Genomic DNA, 26,996 nt, shown 5'->3' on the forward strand with positions numbered 1-26,996 from the left:
GATGGTTTTATGGAAGAGAAGATACTCGTAGTAGACGACGAATCTGCAATTTCTGAAATTATAAAATTTAATTTCGAAAAAGAAGGATATATAATTGACACTGCCGACAATGGCAAAAGTGCAATTGAACTTGCAGGCGAGAACAATTACGGTTTAATTCTACTTGACATTATGATGCCAAAATTAAATGGGTTTGAGGCCCTTAGAGAAATAAGAAAATTTTCTGATGTACCTGTTATTATGCTAACAGCTAGAGAGGATGAAGTTGATAAAGTCCTTGGGCTTGAGCTTGGTGCAGATGATTATGTGGTTAAACCTTTCTCTATGAGAGAACTCCTTGCAAGAGTAAAGGCAGTTCTAAGACGCTTTGATTCACAAGAAAAAAAGGAAGAAGATACAAAAGTCTTAAAGGTAATGGACCTTGAGATCGACTTAAATAAATATCAAGTTAAGAGAAATGGTGAAAACATCGAACTCACTCTTCGCGAATTTGAACTTTTAAAATATTTAGCTTCACATCCCGGTATAGTTTTTTCAAGAGAAGAACTCCTTGAAGAAGTTTGGGAATATGAATATTATGGAGATATAAGAACAGTTGATGTAACTGTAAGAAGACTCCGTGAAAAAATCGAAGATGAAAACAAAGATTTTAAATACATCAAGACTAAAAGGGGAGTTGGATATTTATTTGCAGCAGATAGTGGAGAATCCTAATGAGCCACTCTATTAAATCGAGATTTATTTTAATTTACGTTGTACTTGTTTTAATCTCCATGTTTATCGCTTCTACCTTTATAATAGATAGACTTGAAAATGTGCAGATAGAAACTGCAACTACTGCCATGGTAAAAACCATGGACACACTTGCAACTACAACTTCAGCTTTTTTTAGAGATAATAATTATAAAACACTACCCCAGCTTGATGCAACCCTAAAAGACTGGGGTATTTCCAGTGAAGAATCTGCTTACATTATTTCTTCTGAAGAAGCCCCAAAAATACTCGCAAGCACAAAAAATATTTCATCCGATGATTTAAAGGATGCCTATAACTATAAATTTATTGAGCCAAAACTTGTAATGGATGCATTAAAGGGTAAAACTCGCGAAAAAATTGTTGAATATAAAAACGAAGGCAGCGTTGAAAAGCATATTGCAAGACCAATTTTATCTGGCGACGGAAAAATTCTTGCAATTATTTATATGACGAGAAATTTAAATTCTATTTATTCTGTAATAGAAGACTCAAAAGTAATAATTACTTATGCAACTATTATTTCTCTTATCACCACATCAATTTTGGGATATTTTATTGCAAACTCTATTACAGACCCAATTCGTGCTCTCACAAAAAAGGCAAGAGCCATGGCAAAGGGAAATTTTAACCAAAGTGTTGAAGTAAAAAGCGACGACGAAATTGGCGAATTAGGTATGATGTTTAACTTTTTAACAAAGGAACTTCGCGAAACCATAGAAAAAATGGACCTTGAAAAGTCAAAGCTAAACACAATTTTTAATTACATGGCTGAAGGTGTAATTGCCATTGACAGAAATAATAAATTGATCCACGCAAACTCTATTGCCAAGAAAATTTTAAATATTTCTGAAAAAGACTTTAACCGTGAAATAAATTTAAAGAGTATAAATCTTTACAATATCGACTACAAAAATGAAGATACTTTAAAGGGCGAAGAGCTTACAAAAATTTCGGACACTTTCTACAAAATTAAGTATGCCCCTTATAAATCCGATGCCCTTATAAACTCTGGACTAATAATTGTACTCCAAGATGTAAATAAGGAACACTTGCTTGATATTATGCGCAAGGAATTTGTGGCAAATGTAAGTCATGAATTAAAAACTCCAATTACTACAATTAAATCTTACACAGAAACTCTTTTGGATAGCGACCTAGACTCTGATTCTGAAAAGAAATTTTTAAAAGTAATCGACAGAGAAAATTCAAGAATGTCTAGGATTGTTACAGATCTTTTATCTCTATCAAATATAGACTACAACAAGGACAATTTGAATTTAGTAAAATTTGATACCTATGAATTTATTGACGAAGCTATTGAATCTCAATCACTACTTATCACGCAAAAGCATCACAAAATCGAATTCGACATTGCCATGGACATAAAGGACATTTACGCCGACAGAAATGGTGCTGACCAAATTCTTACAAATATTATTTCCAACGCCTGCAAGTACACTCCAGACTTTGGAAAAATTTCAATATTTGCAAAAAATGTTGGAGATTTTGTTGAAATAAAAGTCTCAGACAATGGCATTGGCATACCAAAGGAAGATCTTCCACGAATTACAGAAAGATTTTACCGCGTGGAAAAGGGCAGAAGTAGAGAAATGGGCGGCACAGGACTTGGACTATCTATTGCCAACGAAATGATAAACTCCCTTGGTGGAAATTTAAAAGTAGAATCAGTTTTTGGAGAAGGCACAACAATTACTCTACTCTTTAAAACAGGTGAAAAAGATGAAGAAATTTCATAGATATTTATCCACTTTTGCAATAATATTTTTAATACTCCTACTGGTTTTCCAATCAAAAAACCTTTGGCTATCCTTTGACACGAGAGACGAAAATAAAAAAACAGTTGGAGATGTAAATGAATTTTTAAAAGAAATCTTAACTCCACAAAGAATTATTGCAAACTTAGGTGATAGAGAACATTACATGACTACGGACCTTTCTGAATATTGGAAAAAAACTGCCCAAAATATTTCTGAAAAACTACAAAAGGCAACTTCTGAAAATTTAAAATTAATTGATACTGAAGAATATTTGAATCTGCAAAAGAAAAAATCCATTGTCTTTAAATTTAATTCACCGTTATCTGGATCAGTTTTTGTAAATTTAATTGGCGACAACAGAAATAGCAACGACATAAACCTTAGTGTAGACTCCATATATATATCTAATCTTGGAGAAATTTACATCTCTGGTAGCAAAAACTTTTATAAATTATTGGATATTAAAGTAGATTTCTCCATAGACGACATTATAGCTGAAGTTAAGGAGAAGGGAATTCGCTCTGTAAATTTTTATGAAGCTTATGGAATTAAAAAGGATATTTACATTCCTAATGAAGACTATGTTTCTCTTCAAAAGGTTTCCTACATATCTGGACTTTATAATCTTGAAGAAGATAAAAAATCAACTCTTGCCGAAAGATTTTTGAACGTACCCATTGATTATATTAGAGAAATCACTGTTGATGGCAAAAATACTTATATCTACGAAAACGAGTACCTCTCACTTTCTTATGATGGCATAATAGAATACTCTCTGGAATCACTTTTTGATGTAAAATCGAGAGATTTAAATAAATCCCTTAATAGAGCAGTGGAATTTATTGCACAAAAAACCGGAATTAGCAATGGAATTTATCTTGAAAAAATTGAACCTTGTGACTACAACGGTAATCTTGGATACAGGTTTTATTTTAACCTAAAGGACGGACAAATTCCTCTTGTACTTCCTTCAAAGAAACATAGCTTTATCGAAATTGATGTATATTCTGAATTTGTAAAAAATTATAGAGAGTATTACATTAGGAAGGATAACAACCCAATTTATAAAAAAGAAAAAATTTATCTTAAAGAAATTCATAGAATTATAAATCAAAATAGAAATCTATTTAATAATAATTCAACTATGGATATTTTAAATTCAATAGAGAATTTGAATTTAGTTTATTTAAGCTTTAGTGATGTCGAGGCAACTGAACCAATGCTTGCCTACGAAATTATCTATATGGGCAATATTTATTATTTTAACACAGCAACTGGAAAGTTAATGATGGTTAGGTAGTATTATGGATTGGAAAAAAATTAAAAAAATTTTAATAATAGCACTATTAGTTGCCAATGCAACTTTGTTTTTCTATACAAATTATACAAATTTCAGACTAAGAAATGAATCTACAACAAGGGATTTTGTAAGAGAAGTAACCAAACTTTTAGCTGAAAAAAATATTAATCTAGATACAAAAATCCCAAGGAAAACTAAAAAACTTCCATCAGTTTTGGTTTCCTTTGAAACTTCAACAGAAGAAGACATCAACGATAGATACTTTAATGGAAAGGGTCAAATTGCAAGGCCAAGTACAGATCTTGCAGAGATTTCTTGTGGCAGCGAATATATAAATCTCGTTAACGGAAGACGAGCCTTCTACGAAAATAGAACTAAGGAAAATAAATATAAAATTGACAGTTTAGAAGAAGCCCAAAATATTGCCCAAAAATTTTTATTAGACAAAAAATACGACACAAGGGATATTTATCTAAGTTATTACAAAATTGATGGCGATAAATACATTTTAAATTACACAAAAATTTTCGACAGCATACCAGTAGAAAGTTCCTACACAAATTTTGTCATAGACTCGCGAGGTGTAATGTCAATGGATAGACTTTGGCTAAATGTAATGGATAAATCTGACCAAAAAATATATCTAGCACCTGCACCACGTGCACTCTTGACACTATTAAATAAGGTGGATTATTACAACAAGACCATAGAAAAAATTATCCCTTGCTTTTATTTTAATCCCGAAGACCAGGGCTATATTGAAGACATAACTCGTGCAGTAAATGGTCGTGCAATCCCAGCTTGGAAAGTAGAATTTGCTGACGGAGAATACACAGTCCTATCCAATTACTAAGCTTAACAAATAAATGGCGCTGTGTTAGAATAAGCTTGGAGGTTTTTATGAAATTTTGCTCATTGGCAAGTGGCTCTAGTGGCAACTGCCAATATATTGAATATAAAAATACAAAAATTATTATAGATGCTGGACTTTCAGGCAAAAAAATCGAAGACAACTTAGAAAAAATTGGAGTAAAGGCAAGCGAAATCGATGCAATTTTAGTTACTCACGAGCACATTGACCACATAAAATCTGTGGGAGTTTTGTCGAGAAGACATAATATAAAAGTTTTTTCCAATATGATGACTCTCGATGGAATGCTTCCTATTGTGAAAAAGCTTGACCCAAAAAACACTTTTATCTTTGAAAATGGAAAGAGCTTTACCTTTAAAGACTTAGAAATTATGCCTATTTCTACTTTTCACGACTGTGCAAGTGGTTGTGGTTTTGTGGTAACTGGCGACAAAAAAATTTCGCTTCTCACAGACACAGGTTGGGTAAACGCAGATGCAATGGAAAAAATGGACGGTTCTGACCTTTTTTATCTTGAATCAAATCACGATGTTGATATGTTAATAAACGGAACTTATCCTTATCCCACAAAACAAAGAATTTTGTCTACAAAGGGACATCTTTCCAATGAAAATGCAGCAGAAGTCCTATCAATGATGTTAAAGAAGAAAAAAGAAAAAATTTTATTGGGACACCTTTCATCTGACAACAATTTGCCAGAATTAGCACTAAAGACAGTTAAGGATTTGCTCTCAGCCGAACATAAAGAAAATAATGTAGACTACACAATAGATGTTGCACCAAGATTTTTGCCATCGGAAGTGTTTGAACTTTAAAGGGAGGAAAATTTGAATATACTAGTTACTAATGACGACGGAATTAACGCCGAAGGTATAGAAGTCCTAGCAAAGGCACTTATTAAAGAGGGACACAAAATTACAATCGCAGCACCAAATGTTGAAAATTCAGGAAAATCCCATGCAATAACTTTTAAAAGTCCACTAATTGTACAAGATACAAAATTAGAAGGACTTGAAGATGTAAGAAGCCTTTGCGTATATGGCACACCAGCTGATTGTGTAAGAGCGGCAGTACATCTTTTAGACGAAAAATTCGACTACTGTTTCTCTGGGATTAACTCTGGATTTAACACAGCCACAAATGTACTCTACTCAGGCACAGTTTCTGCAGCCATCGAAGCAAATTTATTTAACATACCGGCAATTGCAGTATCAGCTCAATGGGTTAAGGGTCATTCAAAATTTGAAACAGCAGCAAAAGTTGCAATGGATGTTTTTAATAAGCTTGAAGATTTTAAAAAGTTGCAAGTTTTAAATATTAATGTTCCCTATCTCGATTACGAAGAATTAAAGGGAATAGAGGTCTGCAAAGTTGGTGCCGATGTCATGAGCATATATGACATATCAGAAGACGGAGAAGGTTACAACATGAAGCTAAGGGGCTTTCCAAAGGAAAATAGCACCAATGATTCAGATGTATATTTTCTTGGACAAAACTATGCCACAGTAAGTCCACTTTTATACGATGTTACAAACTTAACTCTAATAAATGAATTAAAGGAAATTTTAAAATAAATTCTAGGAGAAAATCGTGAACTACAAATTTACCCTAATATTTTTAATAATTTTAATTTTTGGAATATTTTTAAGAACTATAATGTAAGCTATGCACCTAAAAAGTCCTTGTGACTTTTTTTTATTTTTGCTATGCTTTAATAAAGAGGTGGATTGAAATGAAAAGATTTAACTTAGTACTTTTTATTGCTGTGATTTTTATTTTTTCAGCTTGTCAAAAAAAGGAAAAGACAATATACGATTTTAAAACCGATTTTGTTGGCGACAACTCAAAAGTTTCCCAAATAATTAATATGCAAGCATATCCAAAAAATTTTCAAACAAGTGAAATAAAAATTTTATCAGAAAAAGAACCCTATGGCTTAAAAGTCTTCTGTAAAAATTATAAAAATTTAGAGAAAAAAGATTTGTTTAAAAATGTAGCCACAACTCTTGCCCTAATAAAAAACTTAGACAATTTATATTATGTAGATGAAAATGAAAGAGAAATCTTTACATATAATCGAAAAGAAGTAGAAGAAAATCTAAAAAAAGAAAATACAAGTCTAGAAAAAATATCAGAAAGCAGAGAAAACTTAGAAAATTTTATAAATAATTAAAAGGGGAGACTACAATTAGTTTCCCCTTCTTTAAGATTTACCAAAGCTATGCCAAAATATTTAGCATAGTTTTTTACATAATTTTTTGTCTTCTAATTTTTATTTATCTGAATTTGTAAAAATTTGTGTAGGCTCGTCTGCTCCACCAATCATTTGTACATCTCCATCTCTAGTCATTTTTTTCCACTCATCTTCGGAAATCTTTCTATTGATTAATTTTTCCATTTGAGTTTTTGTCAATCCTTGGTCTTCCTTTGCAATAGTCTTATTTGTAAAAAAACCTGCAAAAAATGATAGACAAACAAGAAGAATAGTTAAACCTTTTTTCAAAACTTCACCCCCTTATGAAATTCTAACTAGCCGTAATGATTAAACCTTTACTCCATCTTATAATATTATACATAGCTTTTCTTATACCTTTGTAAATTTAAAAATATCATATATTTTCATCTTAAAAATATACTATTGCTTTATTTGTGTCAAGTATTAAATTTTATTTCCCATTAAAAAAGAGGAAAACTTTTAAGTCTTCCTCTAACTTTTATTTAAACACCTATTAAAACTGTTGCAATTTCAAAATATACAAATAATACTAGGGTATCTACTATTGTTGTGATAAGTGGTCCAGCCATAATAGTTGGGTCGATTTTCAATTTTTCTGCAATTAAGGGAAGTATTCCGCCAATTATCTTTGACAAAACTATGGTAGTAAGCAGTGTAGCTGATACTGTTAGAGTTACGCCAATATCCACAGTGTCTAAAATTGACATCCTAATTATATTTACTACTACTAAAATTAATCCCACAATGAGTCCAATGCGAAATTCTTTAAACATTACTTGTAAAAATTCTTTAAACTCAACTTCACCTGTGTAAATTCCACGAATTATTGTAGTGGATGATTGTGTTCCTGCATTTCCACCAGAGTCCATTAACATTGGAATATAAGCTGCAAGTGCAACACTTGATGCTAAAAGTGCTTCATATCTTTTTATTATAAAACTTGTAAAAGTTGCTGTTACAAGACAAATTATAAGCCACATAGTTCTATCCTTTGCAAGCCTAAATACAGATTTGTCCCAATAATGTTCTGGTGATGATTCGCTAATACCGTGGATATTCCCCAAGTCTTCTTCATATTCGTCATGCATTACGTCAATTGCCCATTCAACTGGTACAATACCTACAAGTCTTCCTTCAGAATCCGTTACTGGAATTTCTGATAGGTCGTATTTATGTGCAAGTTTTGCTACAACTTCTTGGTCATCTGTTGCATAGACGCTAGAGTTTATTGGGTGCATAAATTCTTCAATATTTTTATTTTTGTTACGAAGTAAGTCTGCCAAGTTTACATAGCCAATTAGCACAAGGGACTCATTTGTAACCCAAACTTGTTCCAATCTATCTGCGTCTAAGTCTGAATGAATAATTTTTTCTAGGGCCTGTGTTGGAGTTGCTGTCTTTTTTACAAAGATAAATCCAACGGACATAATTGAACCAACAGATTCCTGAGGATAGCCCAAAAGTTCATTTATAACTGGTCTTCTCTCTTCTTCTATAAAGTGGTTCATGAGCTTTCTAACCATATTAGCTGGCAATTCTTGCAATGTGTCTACAAGTTCATCTTCTTCCAAATCTTTCATAAGAGATAATATTTTATCTTGGGAAAGGGAACCTATTATTTCAACTTTTTTATCTCCTGGCAATAGGGAAAAGGCGTCTGCCAAGAGGTCTTTGTTTAAAAGTTTTATCCAAATGGCGACATCTTCCTTTGGAAGGTCCTCTAGTTGTTCTGCGATATCGACAGGATCCATTTTATTGATGGTATCTTGTGTCTTTAATAATTCTTCTCTATTGTATTTTTTCATAAAGCCTCCTTAATTTTTATGACTTTTTTGCATAAAAAAAGCCGCTGTCTAAGCGGTAAAGAGGCATGATTAAATAGACTTATGAATTTATAAGCCTTCTGAATTTCTCCTTTATCGCATAGACTAATACATTTTTCCAGGGTCGACTGGTATCCATGTAAACACCTCCATATAAAATTATTTTAACATAAAGGAGATTTTAAATCTATTTTAAGAGAAAATTTTACAAAAAATATACTAAAAACTAGATTATTTATTCTTTATAATGAAGTATAAAACAATTATTGGTGCAAAAATATAAACTACGGGCAGAACTACCTTTGAAAATAACATGTAATCAATGTTTTCTATTTTCTTTGCCACAAATTTATAGGCTTGGGAAAAGGCGATTGTTCCAATTATCATATAAATAGTCAAAATTATTTGGGGGAAGTCTTTAGGGTCAAGTTTTAAAAATTCTTCCATAAGTAAATAATAGGCTGCAAAAAATATTATTCCTAGAAAACATAAAACTATATAAAAGAAGAAACTAAAAACTTCTTTTTTTATTATTTCATTATTGCCTAATTTATTTTTTGATTCTTTTTCTCCTTCGCAAATAAAATATGACATATCAACACCATAAATTTTAGAAAGTTCTTTTAAATTTTCCATAGTCGGCGATGCCTTATCATTTTCCCACTTTGAAATTGCTTGTCTAGTTACAAAAATTTTATTAGCTAAATCTTCTTGTGATAAATTTAATTCTCTTCTTTTGTCTTTAATTTTTTGTCCATACATTTATGTATATCTCTTTGTGATTTTTTCAATTCTAGGTTTTCTATTTAATTTATTATTAGCTATTTTCTAAAATTTTTGTATATAGTTATGAAAATATTTCTTATGTATTTTTACTTTTTATTATTTTTTCTATACTCTTTTGGACTAATTCCATAAGCATCTTTAAAGGCTTTAGAAAAATATGAGTACTCATTAAAACCAACTTCAAGAGAAATATCATAAATAGATTTGTCAGAATTTTTTATTAATTTTTCTGCCTTCTTTATTCTAATGTCAATTAAATATTTTGAAAAATTCATTCCAATTTCTTTTTTAAAGCTTCTGGAAAAATAACTCCTACTATAACCTGCGACCATAGATATTTCATCAAGACTTATGTCTTTCATATAATATTTTTCTATATAAGCCTTGGCATTATTCATGGCAAGCTCTAGTTCGTCTTCTCTTTCAAGTCCAGAGCTAATGAGATCAAGTGTGTTTTCAATAGACTTTTTTACGTCCTCTATGTTGTTTGAATCAACTATGGTTTCTATGCTTTTTACTGTTATTAGAGAAAGATCCGATTGTAATTTTCCCCTGCTAAAATAGTTTATTACTTCAACAAGAAGTCTAATTATATTAGATTTTACATATTCTTGAGTCATATTCCTTGATACCATATCTTGCAAAACTTCATCAACAATTTCGTAGGACCCAGCCCTATCTTGAAAACCAATTTTTATTAATAACTCAAAAATCTTCTTGTCTATCTGCGACTTATATTTTTGGTCAACGTGAATATCCCTTGGATTAGGTCTTAAAATCTTGCCTCGTCCTTTGTTAAAAATATTTTCAAGTGAGTTAAATGATTCTTCATAACCTCTTACTAGATCTTTGTTACTTCTACAATAAGAGCTTATTCCAATGCTCACAGTGTTAGATATGTTATCTTTTAGTTCACAAATAATTTTTTCTGCAAGTTCTTGACTCATGATATAAGCATCTTTTTCGTTTTTATCTTGGCAATCTAAAAAAATTATTATTTTATCAGTTCCTGTAAGAGTTGTAGAAATAGTTTTGTAGTCCTTTATTATTTCTCTTGTATAATCCAAAAGCTTTCTTTTGATAATATATCTATAATGGTTATCGCGATTTCTACAAATTTTCCAAAAATCATCATACATAATTGTCAGTACATAATTTGTATTTAAGTCTAGCTCATATTGACTAAAGGTGGACATAAATAATTTTGCCCTCGATAGGTCACCATAAATCAAGTTATGTATGTACTCTTTTGTAATTATGTCATATAAAAGTAAGTTTTCTTCCAATTTTGATTCCTTTCTGTAAAATAATATATCTAATAATCTGGTAAATCACTTTATCACAATTACATTATAAAGCAAAAACTTTAAAATCCAAAGCAATATATTCCATGTATTACGTTCTGGGAAAATCTTATTATGTAGTTAACAAAGGAGGAAAATCTATGAATGAAAAAATAATACGTAGAGAAGAGAAGCTTTACAAGGATCCGAAATTACTGTTAAAGTTTATAATTCTCAGTGCAATTGGAATCTTTGTCTTTTTTATACCAATAAAGGTCAATGGTTCTTCCACAATTCCACTGGAATATGTAATTTCATTATTTATAAACAACTTACCTAAAGTTGCTACAGCTTATGCTTTCATTATTATAATGATTGGAGCATTTAGGCCCTTTGTCAAGGGAACTTGGAAGGCTGATAAGGTAACAGTTATATTTTCCATCACAAAATTAATAGGAGCCTTTTTCACACTTTACTTATTCTCTGGCTATGCACCAGAAGCAGTGGCAAGAAACGATCACGGTCCCTTCTTATTTAATTCATTAGCTATTCAGGTGGGTACACTTATTCCTGTTTCTGCAATTTTTATAACTTTCTTGATGGACTATGGATTTATTGATTTTATAGGAAACTTTTTAAGACCTATAATGAGAACTGTTTGGAAAACTCCTGGCAGAACAGCCGTTATTGCAGTAGCTGCCTTTATGGGATCAACTGCTGTTGGAGTTATGATGACTGATGATTTATACAGAGAAAGAAAATACACTCAAAGAGAAGCCGTAGCAGTAGTAACTGGTTTTACTACAGTTGCCATATCTTTTTTAATAGTTATTGCTAATACAACTGACCTCATGGCTTATTGGGGAGAATATGTTTTTGTATCTTTATTTGTTACCTTTGCCCTAAGTGCAATCACAGTTAGAATTCCACCAATTTCTACTACACCAAATAGAAATTACAAAGACATGGAAGGCTATCCTGAAGAAAAGCTTGAAGGAAATTTATTCACAGCATCGCTAAACGAAGGTCTTACACTTTGCAAAGAAGCTGGACCAGTTATCCCAAGAACTATAAAAAATGTTTTGGATTCCTTTAACCTAGCTTTTGAAGTTTTACCAAACTTTATGTCAATTGGTTTAATAGCTCTAATTATTGCAAACTACACTGAGGTCTTTGACTACTTTGGATATGTTTTATATCCACTAACACTTTTACTTAGAATACCTGAGCCACTATTATCTGCAAAAGCTGCTATGTTAGGACTTGCTGAAATGTTTTTACCAGTAATGGTCATCACAAAAGCTCCTCTAGTTACAAGATTTATAATCTCTGTAATGAGTGTCGCTCAAGTAATTATGTTTTCAACTACAATCCCTACAATTGTAGCATCTGAAATCGAAGTTTCTATTAAGGATTTAGTAATAATATGGTTTGAAAGAACTGTATTTTGTTTCTTAATCACAACACCTATCGCATATTTAGTAATAAAATAAAACTTTAAAGGAGAGAATTATGTTTTACGAACCTAAAAAAAATAATCATGGTCTTAAAAAAAATCCATTTAAATCATGTACAGTACCTAGAGCAATTGGCTGGATTTCTACAAAAAATCCTGATGGAACAGATAATATTGCGCCATATTCACAGTTTACTAACTTAACTTTTGACCCACCACTAGTATTATTTTCAGCTAATCAAAATGTTTTTGACGATAGAAAAAATACTGTAAAAAATATTGAAAGAACTGGTGAATTTGTTTACAACATGGTTTCAGAAGATCTTGCAGAAGCAATGAACAAATCATCAATTGCAGAATTACCTAAAGGATTTAAAGATAAGTTTGAATACTGTGGGCTTGAAAAAGTTAGTTCAGAAATTGTTGATGTAGCAAGAGTTAAGGCTTCACCCGTTCAATACGAAATTAAATATGTTCAAACATTAAGACTTCCAGGTATCGACAAAATTAACACAATTGATATTATAATTGGAGAAGTTGTTGGAATTCATATTAAAGACAGATTTATAACAGAAGAAGACAAGGTTGATGTAACAAAAATTAGACCAGTTGCAAGACTTGGTTACTTTGACTTCACTGTTGTAGATAATTCTTTCACTATGGACACTCCAAAAATTGATCCAGCAAAACAAGCTCTTGTTGACAAAGGACTTGAGGGTATTGCTGGAAAATAATTTAATATTTTTTTATAAATGAAAATTAATAAGGCGTGGTATATTTAATGCTACGCCATTTTTAATAAATTGATAAATCTAGTTTTTCTGATAAGTATTCTAGCATTCTAACGCCACTGTAAGAGTTGCCATGTTTATCAAGCCTTGGTGCGTATACTGCAAGTCCTGTTTTATTTCTTGAAGCAGTAACTATTCCTCCACCCACTCCAGATTTAGCAGGTAGTCCAACTCTTATTGCAAAATCTCCTGAATAGTCATAAGTTCCGCAAGTTGCCATAAGTGCTCTTAAAACTTCTGATTCTTTCTTTGTAACAATTTCTCTACCCTCGAGATCCATTCCATTGTTAGAAATTACATAAGACATATGTGCTAAGTTTTCAGTATTTACAAGAATTGAACATGATTTAAAATATGTATCTAATACTTCTTCGACCTTTGTATCGCTTGGCAAAATTTCCTTAGCTAGCATTAAATAAATTAGCGTCCTGTTAGTAAAGGAAGATTCTTTTTCTGATTGGGCAATTTCTCTGCTATAATCAACTTTTTCTCCTAGAAATTCTCCCGCTTTTTCAAGTATTACATCAAAAGTTTTTTCTCTATAAACATTATATAAAATAGCTACTATAATAATTGCACCAGCATTTATGAAGGGATTAACTGGAATTCTTTTTTCTGAAAGTTCTAGTTCTATAACAGAATTAAAAGGTTTTGCAGATGGTCTTACGCCAACATATTTTTTAAGCTCTGATAATCTATAATTTTTCATTGCAAGTGCGTATAAAATTACTTTTACAATAGATTGGATTGAATATTTGACTTTAAAGTCGCCTACACTAAAAAGCTCTCCATCTTCAATTTTTGAAATTGCAATCTTATTGGGGTCAACTTTTGCAAGCTCAGGAATATAATTTGCAACAGCTCCTTCATGCAAATATTTTCTGCCTATATTAAGAGCTTCTTCTAAAACTTCTTCTGTAAAAATCATTATTCTCACGCCTTTAATTTTATTTGGGATTGTTTTCCCGGTCATAATAGGTTACCATATCACAAAATTTTTTTCAATCTATTTCTAAAACTATATCCTTAAAATTACATACTATTTTATATTTACAAAAACTGCTAAAGGACCTAAAAGCACCTTAGGTCCTAACATCATAACAATTTTTTATTTAACAAAAATTTTGTAATCACAATATCCTCTTTCATCCATTTCTTCATAGGGAATAAATTCAAGTGCTGCACCATTTATGCAATACCTAAGTCCACCTTTATCTACTGGACCGTCATCAAATACATGACCAAGATGTGAATCCGAAGATTTTGATTTAACTTCAGTACGAATCATTCCAAAGGAAGTATCTTTTATTTCATCTAAATAATTTGAAACAATGGGACGAGAAAAAGAAGGCCATCCGCAACCTGCGTCGAATTTGTCAGTTGATGAAAAAAGAGGTTTCTTTGAAAGTTTATCGACATAAATTCCCCTTCTATATTCTTTATTAAGTTCACTAGTAAAAGGTCTTTCAGTGCCTGCCTTTTCCATTACATCATAGGAGATATCGTCTAAAAATTCCCTTTTGTTTTTCTCAACAAATTTTCTATCATCGTCTATTATTGGGTCTTCAGCTAAATTTAAATTTACATGGCAATATCCATTAGGATTTTTATCTAAATAATCTTGATGATAATCCTCTGCTTTAACAAAATTTTTTATAGGAGAGATTTCAACAGCAACTTTTCCTATTTTTTCTTCCTCATATTCTATAAAATCTTTTACAATTTCTTTAGAATTAGTATCTTCTTCATCCCAATAAATTCCAGTGCGATATTGTCTTCCAATGTCATTACCTTGTCTATTTATAGATTTTGGATTTATAATCCTAAAATAATGTAAAAGAATCTCAGTTAAAGAAATTCTAGAGAAATCATAATAAATTTTTACAGTTTCTGCGTGATCTGTCCTTGATACAATTTCATAATTAGTTTCATCGCTGTCGCCATTTGCATATCCTACAACAGTTTTAACAATTCCCTTTATTTTTTTTAAATAGGCTTCTGTTCCCCAAAAACATCCGCCTGCTAAATATATAACTTTAATATTTTTCATAAAATCACCAGTAATACTATACCCAAATTTTATAAAATCAATTTCTAAACAATAATAATTATTATTTATTAAATAAATTTTAATAAATACTTTAATATATTTCTTTTTAAATTGATAAACTATGTATTAAGTGATAATTTATATCAATTTATGATTTGTTTTATTTTATGAAATTTTAAGCTTTAATAAAAATCTTTGACATATTTTCAAATAATAAATCCCATAAACTTTTTAATAATATAATTTTACTGATTTTAATTATAAAATTTAGCTAATTTTCATATCTTAATCTTAAACAAAATCAAAACTTAATAATTAGGAGGAATTATGAAGAAAAATTTTAAAATGTCCTTAGCTGTTGTTCTCATGTCTTCAGCTTTACTTGTTGCTTGTAATAAAAACAACTCAAGCAATTCGACAGATAATGCAAGTCCAAAGGAAAACAACACTAAGGTAGAACAAAATGTAACTGCCAAGAATGGTGAAGAGAAATCTCAAGATGTTGCTCTTTCTGATTGGTCTGGTGAATGGAATAGTATTGCAAATTATATTGACGACGCAGGTTTAAAGGGAGCCTACGAGGAAGTTGCTAAGAGAGATAATATTACAGAAGAGCAAGCTAAGAAAAATTTTGCTGACCATGTTGCTGTTGATTTCGGTGCAATGAAAGTTGATGAGGATAGCATTACATTTTTCTCTAAACCTGGTGGAGAAGAAATAGAAAAAGCTAATTTCAAATATGTTGACAAACATCCTATGGAACATGGCGGAAAAACACTTTATTGGTATGAATTTTCTTCTAATGGAAAATATCCTACAATTTTAATGATGCCTGTCCATGGCGAAGACCATATGCCACACTTCCACTTGAGAGTAGGCGGAACTGCAGAAGAAATGTTAGCAAAAGACACCTGGTATCCTACTTTTGTAAGTCCAACAGTTACAATAGATCAAGTTTACGAAGAAGTTGCTGAATAATATTTTATCTTTTTCTTATCCTCGATTTTTATCGGGGATATTTTTCTGAGAGGAGTAATATGTCAAAAATAATAAAAATTATGTTGGTAATTCTATTGGCATCTTCTTTAATTTCTTGCGAAAAAGAAAAAAATACAATAGATAAGCCTATAATCTACACTTCTTTTTATCCAGTTTATAGTCTTACTAAAAGTGTAGTTGGCGATACTGTTGACCTTAAAATGTTTATGCCAAAAAATCAAGATCCTCATTTATGGGAACCTACTCCTAAAAAAATTAAAGAATTATCTAAGGCAGATCTTTTAATAATAAATGGAGCAAACTTAGAACATTGGTCAGATTCTATTTCAAAAACTCTTCCAAATTTAGATATTCTAAACTTGGCAAGTGGTGTAAATCTTATTTCTTATAAAGGTGCTGCAGCAATCGGCGACTTTCAATACATGGTTATGGGTGATTTCGATACAGAAACTTACTCCTTTGATTTTGGACACACTCACGAAGAAAATATGAGAATTGCATTTTTATATTGCGACAAAAAGTATTCTGAAAGGGAACTCGTTAAAATTGGAAGAAAATTAATGGAAAATACTGGCGAAGATATTCCACAAAAACACTTAATTAACGTAGAGAATAGAAAAGTCTATAAGCTGGAGATGGGGCATGAACATGGCGAAATTTATTACAAGTTGCCTAAAAAAGGTGAGTGGATAATGTTTAGCGACAGAGTTTCCACAGACTTACTTTCATATAAAATGCTTGACCTACATGGCAATGACCTCAATTTAAAGGTCTTGCGAGACACTTCCACTACTAATGAGGATAAAATAACCTATGATCCTCATTCATGGATGAGCATTAGAAATGCAAAAAGATATGTCAATGATATTGAATACAAAATGAGCCAATTATATACTGAAAATAAAAACATTTATAGAAAGAATGCTTCAAAAACTTTGAGAGAGCTCACAGCTTTAGACTATAAATATAGAGATCTCTTTAAAAATACAAAGAGAAAAGAATTTATAGTAAGTCATTTTGCTTTTGCATACTTGGCAAAAGACTTTGATTTAATTCAATATCCATTACAAGGACTCACAAACGCAGATTCTCCAAGCATTAAAAAGCTTATAAAGGTCATTGAAGATTCTAAGTCTAGACATATTAATACTATTTTCTATGAATATGGAATGCCCAAAAATGGAGCAGATATTATTGCAGAAGAAATTGATGCCGATTTAAAGGGGCTTATTTCTATGGAATATATAAATAAAGATATTGAAAATGACATTGGCAAAGATTATATTGACATGATTGAATACAATTTAAAAACTATTTATGATTCATTGAGGTGATATATGAAGGCAATAGAAATAAAAAATGCCTGCTTTTCCTATGATAGAGATCCTATATTGGTTGATTTGAATTTAATTGTTAAAAATAAAGAAAAAATCACTATCATCGGTGGAAATGGCGTTGGAAAAACAACTTTAATAAAAATAATTGTGGGTGAACTTAAACTTGACAGTGGCAGCATTAAAATTTTTGAGGAAGATTTTAATACTGATTTACTAAAAAGAATTGGCTATGTGCCACAATCGCAAAAGGAAAATTTATATACTTTTCCAATTACCGTTAAGGAACTTGTAACCTTGCAGTTATACGACAGTCTTGGCATGTTTAAAATACCGAGAAAAGAACATTACCTCAAGACTATGAATTTATTAAAAAAAATGAACTTAGAAAAATATGCTGACTATCCCATAAGAGAATTATCAGGTGGACTTAGACAAAGGGTAGTAATAACTCGCGCTCTTATGAATGATCCCGATATTTTAATATTTGACGAACCAACTTCTGGCGTCGACGAAAATTCCAAGGCACAGTTTGCAAAAACTATTGAAGAATTAAACGAAAAATTTGACGTTTCAATAATTTTAATAACACATGAATTGGACTGGATAAAGAATAATTTAAAAATGGACTCTATTTATGAACTAAAAAAGGGAGGTCTTGTAGATGTTACAATATAGCTTTATGATTAGAACTCTTTTAGTATCAGTTATGATTTCCATAATAATACCACTTATTGGAATAGTAATAGTAAATCGTGGCACTGCCATGATTGGAGATGCCCTTTCCCACGTATCTCTGGCAGGAGTTGCTATTGGTCTTATTTTTTCTATTAATCCACTAATAGGTGCAATAATAGCTTGTATTATAGGTGCCTTTTCAATTGAAAAAATAAGAAAAAAATTTCCTCAGTTCGGCGATATGGCAACTGCTATTATAACTTCAGTAGGTCTTGGACTTGCAGCAGTGCTTTCAGATTTTTCTCCTGGAGGAAATAGCTTTGATGCTTATTTATTTGGAAGCATTGCATCTGTTTCTAATGTTGATGTAGTAATAGTCCTTATAACCTTTATTTTTGTAGTTGCAATATCTTTTGTTTATTATTTTGGACTCTTGAGCATAGCTGTAGATAAACAACTTGCAAAGATGAGTGGAGTTAATGTAGAAAGAATAAATGCAATTTTCACCTTCCTTTCTGCAATTACTATTGCACTTTCATCAAAGATAATTGGTGCACTTATGGTAACATCGCTAATAGTTTTACCTGTGGCATCCTCACTTTTAATAAGTAGAAGCTATAAAAAAACTTTTTTAAATACCATAGTCTTGGGAATTGTCTACACTCTTTTAGGCGTAACTCTTTCTTATTACTTTGATGTAAAACCAGGTGGTTCAATTGTAATAATTGCATCCTTAGGAATGTTAATATGTCTACTTATTTCAAAAATTAATCATAAAAATAATTCTAAAATTTTTTCAAAAATTCAAAATACTGATATCTGTAAAGTTTAACTTTGCAGATATTTTTTTATGAAAATTAAATACAATAATTTTAATTGCTATTTACCAAAATCATTGTACTTTATTAAAACATTGACACTATGATATTCTGGTGGTAATTTATATTTATAAATTCTCTTTAAATTTGTATTTATACATAAGGAAAACATTTTATAAAGAGAAATTTTTATAAGGAGGTTGCTATGAAAAATAGTAAGAAAAAATTATTAGTGGCAGGTCTTGCCTCTACACTAGTTATGTCTATGGCAATACCAACTTTTGCTTGCACAGGAATTATTGTAGGAAAGGACCTTACAGCTGACGGATCTTTTATCTTTGGTAGAACTGAAGATTACCAAAGAAATAGAACTATGCGACTTGTAACTCATCCTCGTGGAGAATTTAAAAAGGGCAGCAAATTAGTTGACGTAAACAACGGATTTGAATACATACACCCTGAAGATTCATTAAAATTCTTCTCTACTCCAGATTCAAGTGTTAAACCAAAGGATATGGAACAAGGAGTATACGATGCTGCTGGTTATAACGAAGCTGGTGTTGGTATTTTCTGTACAGTTTCTGCTGATCCATCTGAAGAAATTGAAAAAACTGATCCTTTTATTAAAAATGGCGTAAATGAAGCAAGCATGACTACATTTTTACTTGCACACGCAAAATCTGCTAAGGGAGCAATTGAACTTTTAGCTGATACAATTGACAAACAAGGTGCTTCCATGGGAGATATAGTTGCTTTTGGTGACCAAAATGAAGTTTGGTACATGGAAATTTATTCTGGACATCAATATGTTGCAATTAAATACCCTGCAGATAAATTCAGTATTTTCCCTAACGATTTTTGGCTAGGTGGAGTTGACCTTAAAGATAAGGAAAATGTAATTGCTTCCAAAGATATTGTAAAAATTGCAAAGGATGCAAAGACTTATAAAGAAACTGAAGAGGGTTTAATGGACATGGCTGGATCTTACGGACCAAAGGAAATTTCTGATACAAGCCGTTCAAGAATTTGGTCAGGCATTCACGACTTAGATCCAAATTCTAAAATTCCTTACGACGCTAAGAGATTTGACCTATTAAACGATCTTTCTAAAGATTCAGAAAAAATTACAATTGATCATGCTCTAAACGTATTTAGAAATAGATTTGAAGGAACAGATTATATTCCATCAGATAATAAGGCTGAAAGAAAAGCAAATCCAAAGACTCATAAAAGACCAATTGGCAGCATTAACACAATGCAAGCTCACATTTTCCAAATCAAAGATGGTTATCCAAAGGATGCTCCTGGCATTATGTGGATGACTCTTGGAAGTCCTCTAAATATTCCTTGGATTCCAATTTTCCCAGACATAAATGACTCAACTGATGAAGCTAAAAATAATTCTGCAACTTATGATGCAAACTCATATTACTGGGTTGGATCATCTGTAAATGATTTAGTTTCAGGAAATAGAGAAGAACTTGGTGAACCTACTCGCAAGAAAATAAATGAATTCGAAGAAAAAGTTAAAAAAGAACTTCCAGAAGTTGAAAAGGAATGGATCGCTCTTTATGCAAAGGATAAAGAAAAAGCAGCTGAATTTTCTACTGCAAAGACAATGGAATGGGAAAAAGAAGTATTTGAACTTGAAAAATCACTTCAAAGCGAACTTTCTAAAGTTTCAAAGGCTGACTTAATCGATCACTGGGCAAGAAAACCAATAATCGAAGCTATAAACAAAAAATTAATGGTTGGCACATCTGATCTTTACTTCTCTCCAAACGAAAAAATTTCTCGTGGAGAATTTATTACAATTTTAGGTAGACTTGGCAAAGTTGATACCGAAAAATATACTGAAATTAAAGATAAAAATATCGAAGCAGGAAAATTCTATACTGAGTACATGAACTGGGCAGTTTCTAATAACCTCCTTCCAAAAACTTCAAAGGCAATAGCTTCTGAAAAAATCACTCGTGAAGAAATGGCACATATTTTAGCATCTTATCTAAAATTAACAGGCGACGACACTTCAACTCTTAAATTAGTTAATTTTGCTGACGAAAAAGAAATTTCTGATTGGGCTTATGAAGATATTCAATTCTTAGCAAATAAAGGAATTTTAACGGGAACTTCAGAAAATAAATTCTCTCCAAAGGCAAATCTTACAAGAGCAGAAGTTGCTCAAATTATTTCTAAACTTTCTAAATAAATTTATGTTTAAATAAAATTTAATTATCTATTAAAAAAATCCTAGAAAATTCTAGGATTTTTGCATATATAAAAATTTACAAACTAAAATTAATTTCTAAACCTATTGGCAAAATTTTTCTCTATTTAAAAGAGCATCTAAAGGGTCTGTCTGCTTTTATAGAACTCATGTCTTTAACTTCATCTATCCACTTGCCTAACTAATATCCTTTTATCACTTTCTTTTACTTACTATTTCATACACTGAAATTTCTGCAAAACAAAGGGCAGCCTAAGCCGCCCTATTATTTAATCATTTTTTTCATCAAAGTCTTTATATTTTAATAAAATTTCCATAAACTGTTTACCAGTAATGGTTTCTTCTTCAAGCAAGAACTCGGCAAGTTCCTTCATTGCATCTCTGTTGTCGGCAATTAGTTTTCTTGCTTCCTCTTGTGCGCTTTTTACGATTTTTACAATTAAATCGTCAATTTCCTTACGAGTTTCTTCAGAGCAATTCATATTTCCTGAATCACCCATATATCTCGAACCATTTTCTTGGAACTTAACCATTCCAAATTCGTCAGCCATGCCATATTGAGTTATCATTGCCCTTGCAGTATCTGTCGCCTTTTCGATGTCATTTGCAGCACCAGTTGATACTTCATTAAAGATTACTTCTTCTGCCGCACGACCACCACATAAAGTTGTAATATGATTTATGAGGTCTTCTCTCGTGTATAGATTCTTTTCGTCCTTTGGAACCTGCATTGTATAACCAAGTGCACCAGAAGTCCTTGGGATGATTGTAATTTTTTCCACAGGCTCAGATCCAGTTTGAAGTGCCGCCACAAGTGCGTGGCCAATTTCGTGATATGATACTCTCTTTTTTTCTTCTGGAGATAAAATATCCTGCTTTCTTTGTGCACCTGCAATTACAACTTCAATGGACTCTTGGATGTCCTCTTGTTTAACTTTATCTCGGCCCATTCTAACTGCACGTAGGGCAGCTTCATTTAAAATATTTGCAAGTTGAGCTCCAGAAGCACCTGCTGTTGATCTAGCAATTAGTGAATAGTCTATATCCTCTTCCATTTGATATCTTTTTGCGTGAACTTTTAATATTTCAATTCTATCTTTAAGAGTAGGAAGTTCAACTCGAATTTGTCTGTCAAATCTGCCTGGTCTTAAAAGTGCAGGGTCTAAAATTTCTGGTCTATTAGTAGCAGCAAGCATTACAATTCCAATATTGCCATCAAATCCATCCATTTCAGTCAAAAGTTGGTTAAGAGTTTGCTCTCTTTCATCATTTCCAGAAATTCCAGCAGCATCTCTCTTTTTTCCAATTGTGTCGATTTCGTCGATAAAAATAATACAAGGTGCATTTTTCTTTGCTTCGTCAAAAAGTTCTCTAACTTTTGCAGCTCCTCGTCCTACAAACATTTCTACAAATTCTGAACCTGCGATAGAGAAAAAGGGCACATGACTTTCTCCGGCTACTGCTCTTGCAAGTAATGTCTTACCTGTTCCAGGAGGTCCAACTAAAAGTGCTCCCTTAGGGCATTTCGCGCCAATCTTTGTGTACTTGCCAGGGTTTTTTAAGTAATCCACAATTTCTACAAGAGATTCCTCTGCTTCCTCCTGACCTGCAACATCGTCAAAGTTTACTGTTTCTCCATTAGGCTCGTACTTTTCAATTTTCTTTCCTCCGCCAAAAATTCCGCCAGCTCCACTTGTCATACCTTGCATTCTCTTTGCAAAAGCTCTTTGTAAAAAGAAAAATAATAGAATTGGAATTCCCCAAGTCATTATAAAGGACATAAATAAACTTGGCTTTTCAGGAATTTCTGAAGAATAATTTACATTTTTTTCTTCTAGATCCTTTACTATGTTTGGATCTTCCATTTTTCCCGTTTTATAAACTTTTTTATCGCCCTTTAAAGTGAAAAGAATTTGGTCTTGTTTAAAGTTAACATCGTCTATTTTTCCTTCACTTAAATTTTTTCTAAAATCGGAATAATCTGCATTCTCCATGCTATTTTGAGAAAGCATGGGAAGAATTAACCAATTAAGTGCAAAAACTACCAATATTACAATTAAATAATATCTAAGCAAATTATACTGGGGTCTTTTATTTTTATTGTCTTTATCATCCATTAATTTAACCTCCTGGTTTATTGCGATATGTAGAAAATTTTTAATTAAAAAGCCGGACACAAAATCCGGCTAAAATTTATTTCTTATCAAAGGTCATCTTCAATTACAGAAGATTTTGAATATGCAGATGGTTTTGCTTCAAAAAAGTCTGTTTTTATTTGGTTTGGATCAGAATATTCACTAACCCACTTCATTGATTCAGGTTCTTCAATATTTTCATCAAAAAGATTTCCAAAACCTAAGTTTCTTGAACGCAAATTGCCAAGATACATTATATAATCTTCGATCATTTTTTCATTTAGACCTCTAATATCATCGCCTATAACATATTTACCCCAAGATATTTCTTCTTCAACACCTTTTTTAAGCATTGTTTTATATTTTTTTATGTTTTCATCTGTAAATATTTCTGAATTTTCCTTTTTCATTTCCAAAATAATACTTCTGAAGAGCCAAAGATGTGTGTTCTCGTCTCTATTGATGTATCTAATTTCAGAAACTGTGCCAGGCATTTTTCCCATTCTTCCGAGATTGTAGAAGAAAGAAAAACCTGAATAAAAATAAATTCCTTCCAAAATATAATTTGCAATTAATGCTTTCATAAAATTATCTAAATTTTCATCTTCATAAAAATCTTGATATTGGTCGCCAATAAATTTATTTCTCTTTAAAAGAACTTCATCGTCTTTATATTGGTACAAAATTTTCTCTCTCTCTTCTGGAGAGCAAATTGTATCCAAAATATAAGAATATGATTGAGAGTGAATAGACTCTTGATAACCTTGGATTGAAAGGCATAAATTTATTTCATTTGCAGTTACATAGGATTGAAGCTTAGGAATTTGTGCAGTTTGAAGAGAATCTAAATATATCAAAAAAGACAAAATTTTGTCATAGGCAGTCTTTTCGTGCACATCTAAAATCCTATAATCTTTCACATCTTGAGAAAGATTTATTTCCTCTGGAATCCAAAAATTATTCATAGCTTGGCGATACCAGTCGCTAGTCCAACTATACTTCAAATTGTTAAAATCATTTAAGTTTGTAGTGTTACCATTAATAATTCTTCTCTTATATGTTTCAATATCTCCCTTTTCGTTAAAGAGTCCTCTTTTTGAAAGTTTCATATTTCCTCCTAATTCTAAATTATGATGCGCAATAATCGCAGTCTTCAACTTCTAAAGACTTGCTTCTAACATAATAAACTGACTTTATTTTTTCCTTTGCAGCCTTGATATAAAGGTTTAAAATCTTTCTCATAGTAAAGTCCGTAGTAATATAAAAATTAATTGACTGACCTTGGTCAATATGTCTTTGCCTTATTGCTGCAGCTTCAATTACAAGATTTTGGTCTAGCTCGTGAGCATTTTCATATAGCCAAAAATTTTGTGGTGTTAAATCTGGTGCAACTCTAGGCAAAATTGAACCCTTTTTTTCTTCTAAGAAATATCTATTCATTACAGGGTCAACACCTGCAGTAGTTGCAGAAATTATAGAAGTAGAACCCGTTGGTGCAATTGCCATTATATATCCATTTCTAAGTCCATTTTTATTTACATCTTCGCGAAGTTTTTGCCACTTTTCATCCTTATAATCTCTTAAATCAAAATAATTTCCATTTTGCCAATCTGAACCTTCAAAGAAATCATAGGATCCCTTTTCCTTTGCAAGTTCCATAGAAGCAGTTATTGCGTGGTAATTTATCCTTTCATAGACATCATCAGCCCACTTCAAGTGATCTTCAATGTCAGAAAAGGCCATGCCAGCTTTTACAAGAGCATGATGGTAACCACTTGTTCCAAGTCCAATGGATCTATACTTTCTATTTGTTACTTTTGCGTAGGGAACTGGATAATAATTTAGATCTATTACATTATCAAGTGCTCTAACTGTAGTTTTTACAATGTCTTTTAACTCTTCATCATCTTGTAAGTCGATATTTCCAAGTACAAGAGATGCAAGATTACATACTACAAAATCTCCAGGTTTAGTTTTTGTAACTATTACTTCATCTCCGTCTTCAGTTTCTATTTTAGTTTCAAGAGTTTCTATTGCAGACATATTTTGCATAATTTCTGTGCAAAGATTTGAAGAATAAATCATTCCAACATGCTTATTTGGATTCATTTCATTTACATTATCTCTATAAAAGGCAAAGGGAGTTCCAGTTTCTGTTAGAGATTTAATAATAAGTCTAACTAAATCCTTGACGCTCATTTCACGTCTTGAAATATTTTCGTCAGAAACGCACTCTCTATATTTTTCTTCCCACTCTTTTCCATAATAATCTTCAAGAGAATAACCCTTTTTTTCAAGAATTTCATGAGGATCAAACATATACCAAGTTGCGTTAATGTCTTTTTCCGCCAATTCAAAAAATAAGTTTGGATAACAAATAGCAGGGAAAATATCGTGAGCCTTCATTCTATCGTCGCCATTATTTGTTCTAAGTTGCAAAAATTCTGGGATGTCTTTGTGCCAAGCATCAAGATAACATGACACTGAACCTTGTCGAACACCAAGTTGATCAACTGCAACAGCAGTATCATTTGCAAGCTTAATCCATCTAATAACTCCGCCAGCAACGCCTTTAAAGCCTCTTATGTCAGAACCTGTTGCACGAACCTTTCCAAAATAAAGACCCATTCCGCCACCATGTTTGGATATTTGTGCAAAGTTATCAATTGAGCGATATATTCCCTTTAAAGTATCAGGAACTGTGTCTATAAAGCAAGATGAAAGCTGATTGTAAGGCTTTCTAGCATTTGACATAGTTGGCGTTGCAACTGTTACCTTTAAAGTAGAATAAATATCATAAAACTTTTTCGCCCAATAAATTTTATTTTTTTCAGGTATTGCAAGGTGCATTGCAATGCCCATGAACATTTCCTGTATGCTTTCTACAAATCTTCCGTCGTGACTTCTTATTACATATCTCTTTATTAAAAGATCTAGACCAGAATAATTTAAAAGCTTATTTCTAGAATTATCTATATAATTTTCTAACTCTAAAATTTCATCGCGGGAATAATTTTCTAAAATGTATTTTCCATAGAGGTTCCTTTCAGTTAAAAATACAATTTTTTCGTAAAAATTATTTATGTTAAAATCCTCTAAATTTTTTGCTATTTTCTTTTCCAAATCGTAATTCAAAAATAATGCTGCAATAAATTCCCACTTAGGCGAATCTTTGTCTGTTAGCTCACTTGCGGCTTTTATAATTTCAGAAAGATAGGCATCTTCACTTTGGCCTTTCTTTACAAAAGATTCGAACTTATTGTACAAGTTTTCAAGTTCATATTTTTTTTGGTCATAATTTTTTCTCACGAATTTTAAAATCTTTAGGACTTTTTCATCTTTTATGAAATTTCCAAATTTTTCTAAAATTTGTCTTTCTTCAGAGTGTCTATTTCTATAAAGAATGTATGCCTTGACAACTTCGATTTCCTTTTCATCAATTAGCTTTAACTCAACTAAATCCTGAATTTCCTCAACAGTGGGTGGATTCTTTGAATCATAGTTTCTTATAAGTTTATCCTTAATATCAAGAGCATAATTATTTATAACATTGTCGTCGTACTTTTTACCGACAGAATCAAAGGCCTTTTCTATTGCATTTTTAATCTTCAAATGATCGAAAGTTGCCTCTCTCTTGTCTCTTTTTAATATTTTCATGAATCCCCCATATAGTAT

The 26,996-nt window shown here is 31.5% G+C and carries 23 protein-coding genes; 14 read left to right on the forward strand and 9 right to left on the reverse strand.

The window, feature by feature from the left end; translation table 11 throughout:
* The first annotated feature begins 9 nt into the window (after positions 1 to 9).
* From MR285_RS00690 to MR285_RS00720, 7 genes are all read left to right on the forward strand, one after another.
* The gene (locus tag MR285_RS00690; protein ID WP_293557198.1) at positions 10 to 714 is read left to right on the forward strand and encodes a response regulator transcription factor; all 705 of its coding nucleotides are present in this window, start codon (positions 10 to 12) and stop codon (positions 712 to 714) included.
* Entirely contained in the window at positions 714 to 2,513 is a 1,800-nt protein-coding gene (locus MR285_RS00695) for an ATP-binding protein (RefSeq protein ID WP_293557199.1), read from the forward strand. The genes MR285_RS00690 and MR285_RS00695 overlap by 1 nt, the downstream gene beginning before the upstream one ends.
* Positions 2,497 to 3,834, forward strand: a complete 1,338-nt coding sequence (locus MR285_RS00700) for a hypothetical protein (protein ID WP_293557200.1) — start codon at positions 2,497 to 2,499, stop codon at positions 3,832 to 3,834. The genes MR285_RS00695 and MR285_RS00700 overlap by 17 nt, the downstream gene beginning before the upstream one ends.
* A gap of 4 nt (positions 3,835 to 3,838) precedes the next feature.
* Entirely contained in the window at positions 3,839 to 4,687 is an 849-nt protein-coding gene (locus MR285_RS00705) for a two-component system regulatory protein YycI (RefSeq protein ID WP_293557201.1), read from the forward strand.
* Between the two features lie 47 nt (positions 4,688 to 4,734).
* Entirely contained in the window at positions 4,735 to 5,520 is a 786-nt protein-coding gene (locus MR285_RS00710; RefSeq protein ID WP_293557202.1) for an MBL fold metallo-hydrolase, read from the forward strand.
* Positions 5,521 to 5,532: 12 nt separating this feature from the next.
* The gene (surE, locus tag MR285_RS00715) at positions 5,533 to 6,279 is read left to right on the forward strand and encodes a 5'/3'-nucleotidase SurE (protein WP_293557203.1); all 747 of its coding nucleotides are present in this window, start codon (positions 5,533 to 5,535) and stop codon (positions 6,277 to 6,279) included.
* 158 nt (positions 6,280 to 6,437) lie between these two features.
* Complete coding sequence (locus MR285_RS00720; RefSeq protein WP_293557204.1) at positions 6,438 to 6,878, forward strand: DUF4825 domain-containing protein; 441 nt, start codon at positions 6,438 to 6,440, stop codon at positions 6,876 to 6,878.
* Between the two features lie 99 nt (positions 6,879 to 6,977).
* Here MR285_RS00720 and MR285_RS00725 read toward each other — a convergent pair whose 3' ends face one another.
* From MR285_RS00725 to MR285_RS00740, 4 genes are all read right to left on the reverse strand, one after another.
* Positions 6,978 to 7,208, reverse strand: coding sequence for a hypothetical protein (locus MR285_RS00725; protein ID WP_293557205.1), 231 nt, complete (start codon positions 7,206 to 7,208; stop codon positions 6,978 to 6,980).
* Between the two features lie 215 nt (positions 7,209 to 7,423).
* The gene (gene mgtE, locus MR285_RS00730; RefSeq protein WP_293557206.1) at positions 7,424 to 8,746 is read right to left on the reverse strand and encodes a magnesium transporter; all 1,323 of its coding nucleotides are present in this window, start codon (positions 8,744 to 8,746) and stop codon (positions 7,424 to 7,426) included.
* A 249-nt stretch (positions 8,747 to 8,995) separates the two neighbouring features.
* Positions 8,996 to 9,526, reverse strand: coding sequence for a helix-turn-helix transcriptional regulator (locus MR285_RS00735; RefSeq protein WP_293557207.1), 531 nt, complete (start codon positions 9,524 to 9,526; stop codon positions 8,996 to 8,998).
* Positions 9,527 to 9,636: 110 nt separating this feature from the next.
* Positions 9,637 to 10,836, reverse strand: coding sequence for a helix-turn-helix domain-containing protein (locus tag MR285_RS00740; protein ID WP_293557208.1), 1,200 nt, complete (start codon positions 10,834 to 10,836; stop codon positions 9,637 to 9,639).
* A 158-nt stretch (positions 10,837 to 10,994) separates the two neighbouring features.
* Here MR285_RS00740 and MR285_RS00745 point away from each other — a divergent pair, with 158 nt between their 5' ends.
* Entirely contained in the window at positions 10,995 to 12,326 is a 1,332-nt protein-coding gene (locus tag MR285_RS00745) for a YjiH family protein (RefSeq protein WP_293557209.1), read from the forward strand.
* 19 nt (positions 12,327 to 12,345) lie between these two features.
* Positions 12,346 to 13,023 (forward strand): flavin reductase family protein, encoded by a 678-nt coding sequence (locus MR285_RS00750; RefSeq protein WP_293557210.1) that lies wholly within the window; start codon positions 12,346 to 12,348, stop codon positions 13,021 to 13,023.
* 61 nt (positions 13,024 to 13,084) lie between these two features.
* Here MR285_RS00750 and glsA read toward each other — a convergent pair whose 3' ends face one another.
* The gene (glsA, locus tag MR285_RS00755; RefSeq protein WP_293557211.1) at positions 13,085 to 14,053 is read right to left on the reverse strand and encodes a glutaminase A; all 969 of its coding nucleotides are present in this window, start codon (positions 14,051 to 14,053) and stop codon (positions 13,085 to 13,087) included.
* Between the two features lie 135 nt (positions 14,054 to 14,188).
* Entirely contained in the window at positions 14,189 to 15,130 is a 942-nt protein-coding gene (gene msrB, locus MR285_RS00760) for a peptide-methionine (R)-S-oxide reductase MsrB (RefSeq protein WP_293557212.1), read from the reverse strand.
* A gap of 327 nt (positions 15,131 to 15,457) precedes the next feature.
* Between msrB and MR285_RS00765 the strand changes: the two genes are divergently transcribed.
* The 5 genes from MR285_RS00765 (at position 15,458) to MR285_RS00785 (ending at position 21,168) form a co-directional block, all read left to right on the forward strand.
* A complete protein-coding gene (locus tag MR285_RS00765) occupies positions 15,458 to 16,108 on the forward strand; it encodes a ZinT/AdcA family metal-binding protein (protein WP_293557213.1) in 651 nt (216 codons plus the stop codon).
* Between the two features lie 59 nt (positions 16,109 to 16,167).
* Positions 16,168 to 17,463 carry a zinc ABC transporter substrate-binding protein gene (locus MR285_RS00770; protein ID WP_293557214.1) on the forward strand — a complete coding sequence of 432 codons (1,296 nt, stop codon included), beginning with the start codon at positions 16,168 to 16,170 and terminating at the stop codon, positions 17,461 to 17,463.
* Positions 17,464 to 17,466: 3 nt separating this feature from the next.
* Entirely contained in the window at positions 17,467 to 18,141 is a 675-nt protein-coding gene (locus MR285_RS00775; protein ID WP_293557215.1) for an ATP-binding cassette domain-containing protein, read from the forward strand.
* Positions 18,128 to 18,973 (forward strand): metal ABC transporter permease, encoded by an 846-nt coding sequence (locus tag MR285_RS00780; protein WP_293557216.1) that lies wholly within the window; start codon positions 18,128 to 18,130, stop codon positions 18,971 to 18,973. The genes MR285_RS00775 and MR285_RS00780 overlap by 14 nt, the downstream gene beginning before the upstream one ends.
* A 191-nt stretch (positions 18,974 to 19,164) precedes the next feature.
* Complete coding sequence (locus tag MR285_RS00785) at positions 19,165 to 21,168, forward strand: C69 family dipeptidase (protein ID WP_293557217.1); 2,004 nt, start codon at positions 19,165 to 19,167, stop codon at positions 21,166 to 21,168.
* A gap of 287 nt (positions 21,169 to 21,455) precedes the next feature.
* Here the strand turns inward: MR285_RS00785 and ftsH are convergent, their stop codons facing one another.
* The 3 genes from ftsH to MR285_RS00800 form a co-directional block, all read right to left on the reverse strand.
* A complete protein-coding gene (ftsH, locus tag MR285_RS00790) occupies positions 21,456 to 23,303 on the reverse strand; it encodes an ATP-dependent zinc metalloprotease FtsH (protein WP_293557218.1) in 1,848 nt (615 codons plus the stop codon).
* Positions 23,304 to 23,389: 86 nt separating this feature from the next.
* Positions 23,390 to 24,430: a ribonucleotide-diphosphate reductase subunit beta gene (locus MR285_RS00795; protein WP_293557219.1), complete on the reverse strand. Its 1,041-nt coding sequence runs from the start codon at positions 24,428 to 24,430 to the stop codon at positions 23,390 to 23,392.
* Between the two features lie 19 nt (positions 24,431 to 24,449).
* Positions 24,450 to 26,978 carry a ribonucleoside-diphosphate reductase subunit alpha gene (locus tag MR285_RS00800; RefSeq protein WP_293557220.1) on the reverse strand — a complete coding sequence of 843 codons (2,529 nt, stop codon included), beginning with the start codon at positions 26,976 to 26,978 and terminating at the stop codon, positions 24,450 to 24,452.
* Between the last annotated feature and the right edge of the window lie 18 nt (positions 26,979 to 26,996).

This window comes from Peptoniphilus sp., from assembly GCF_022767005.1.
GTDB lineage: Bacteria > Bacillota > Clostridia > Tissierellales > Peptoniphilaceae > Peptoniphilus_A.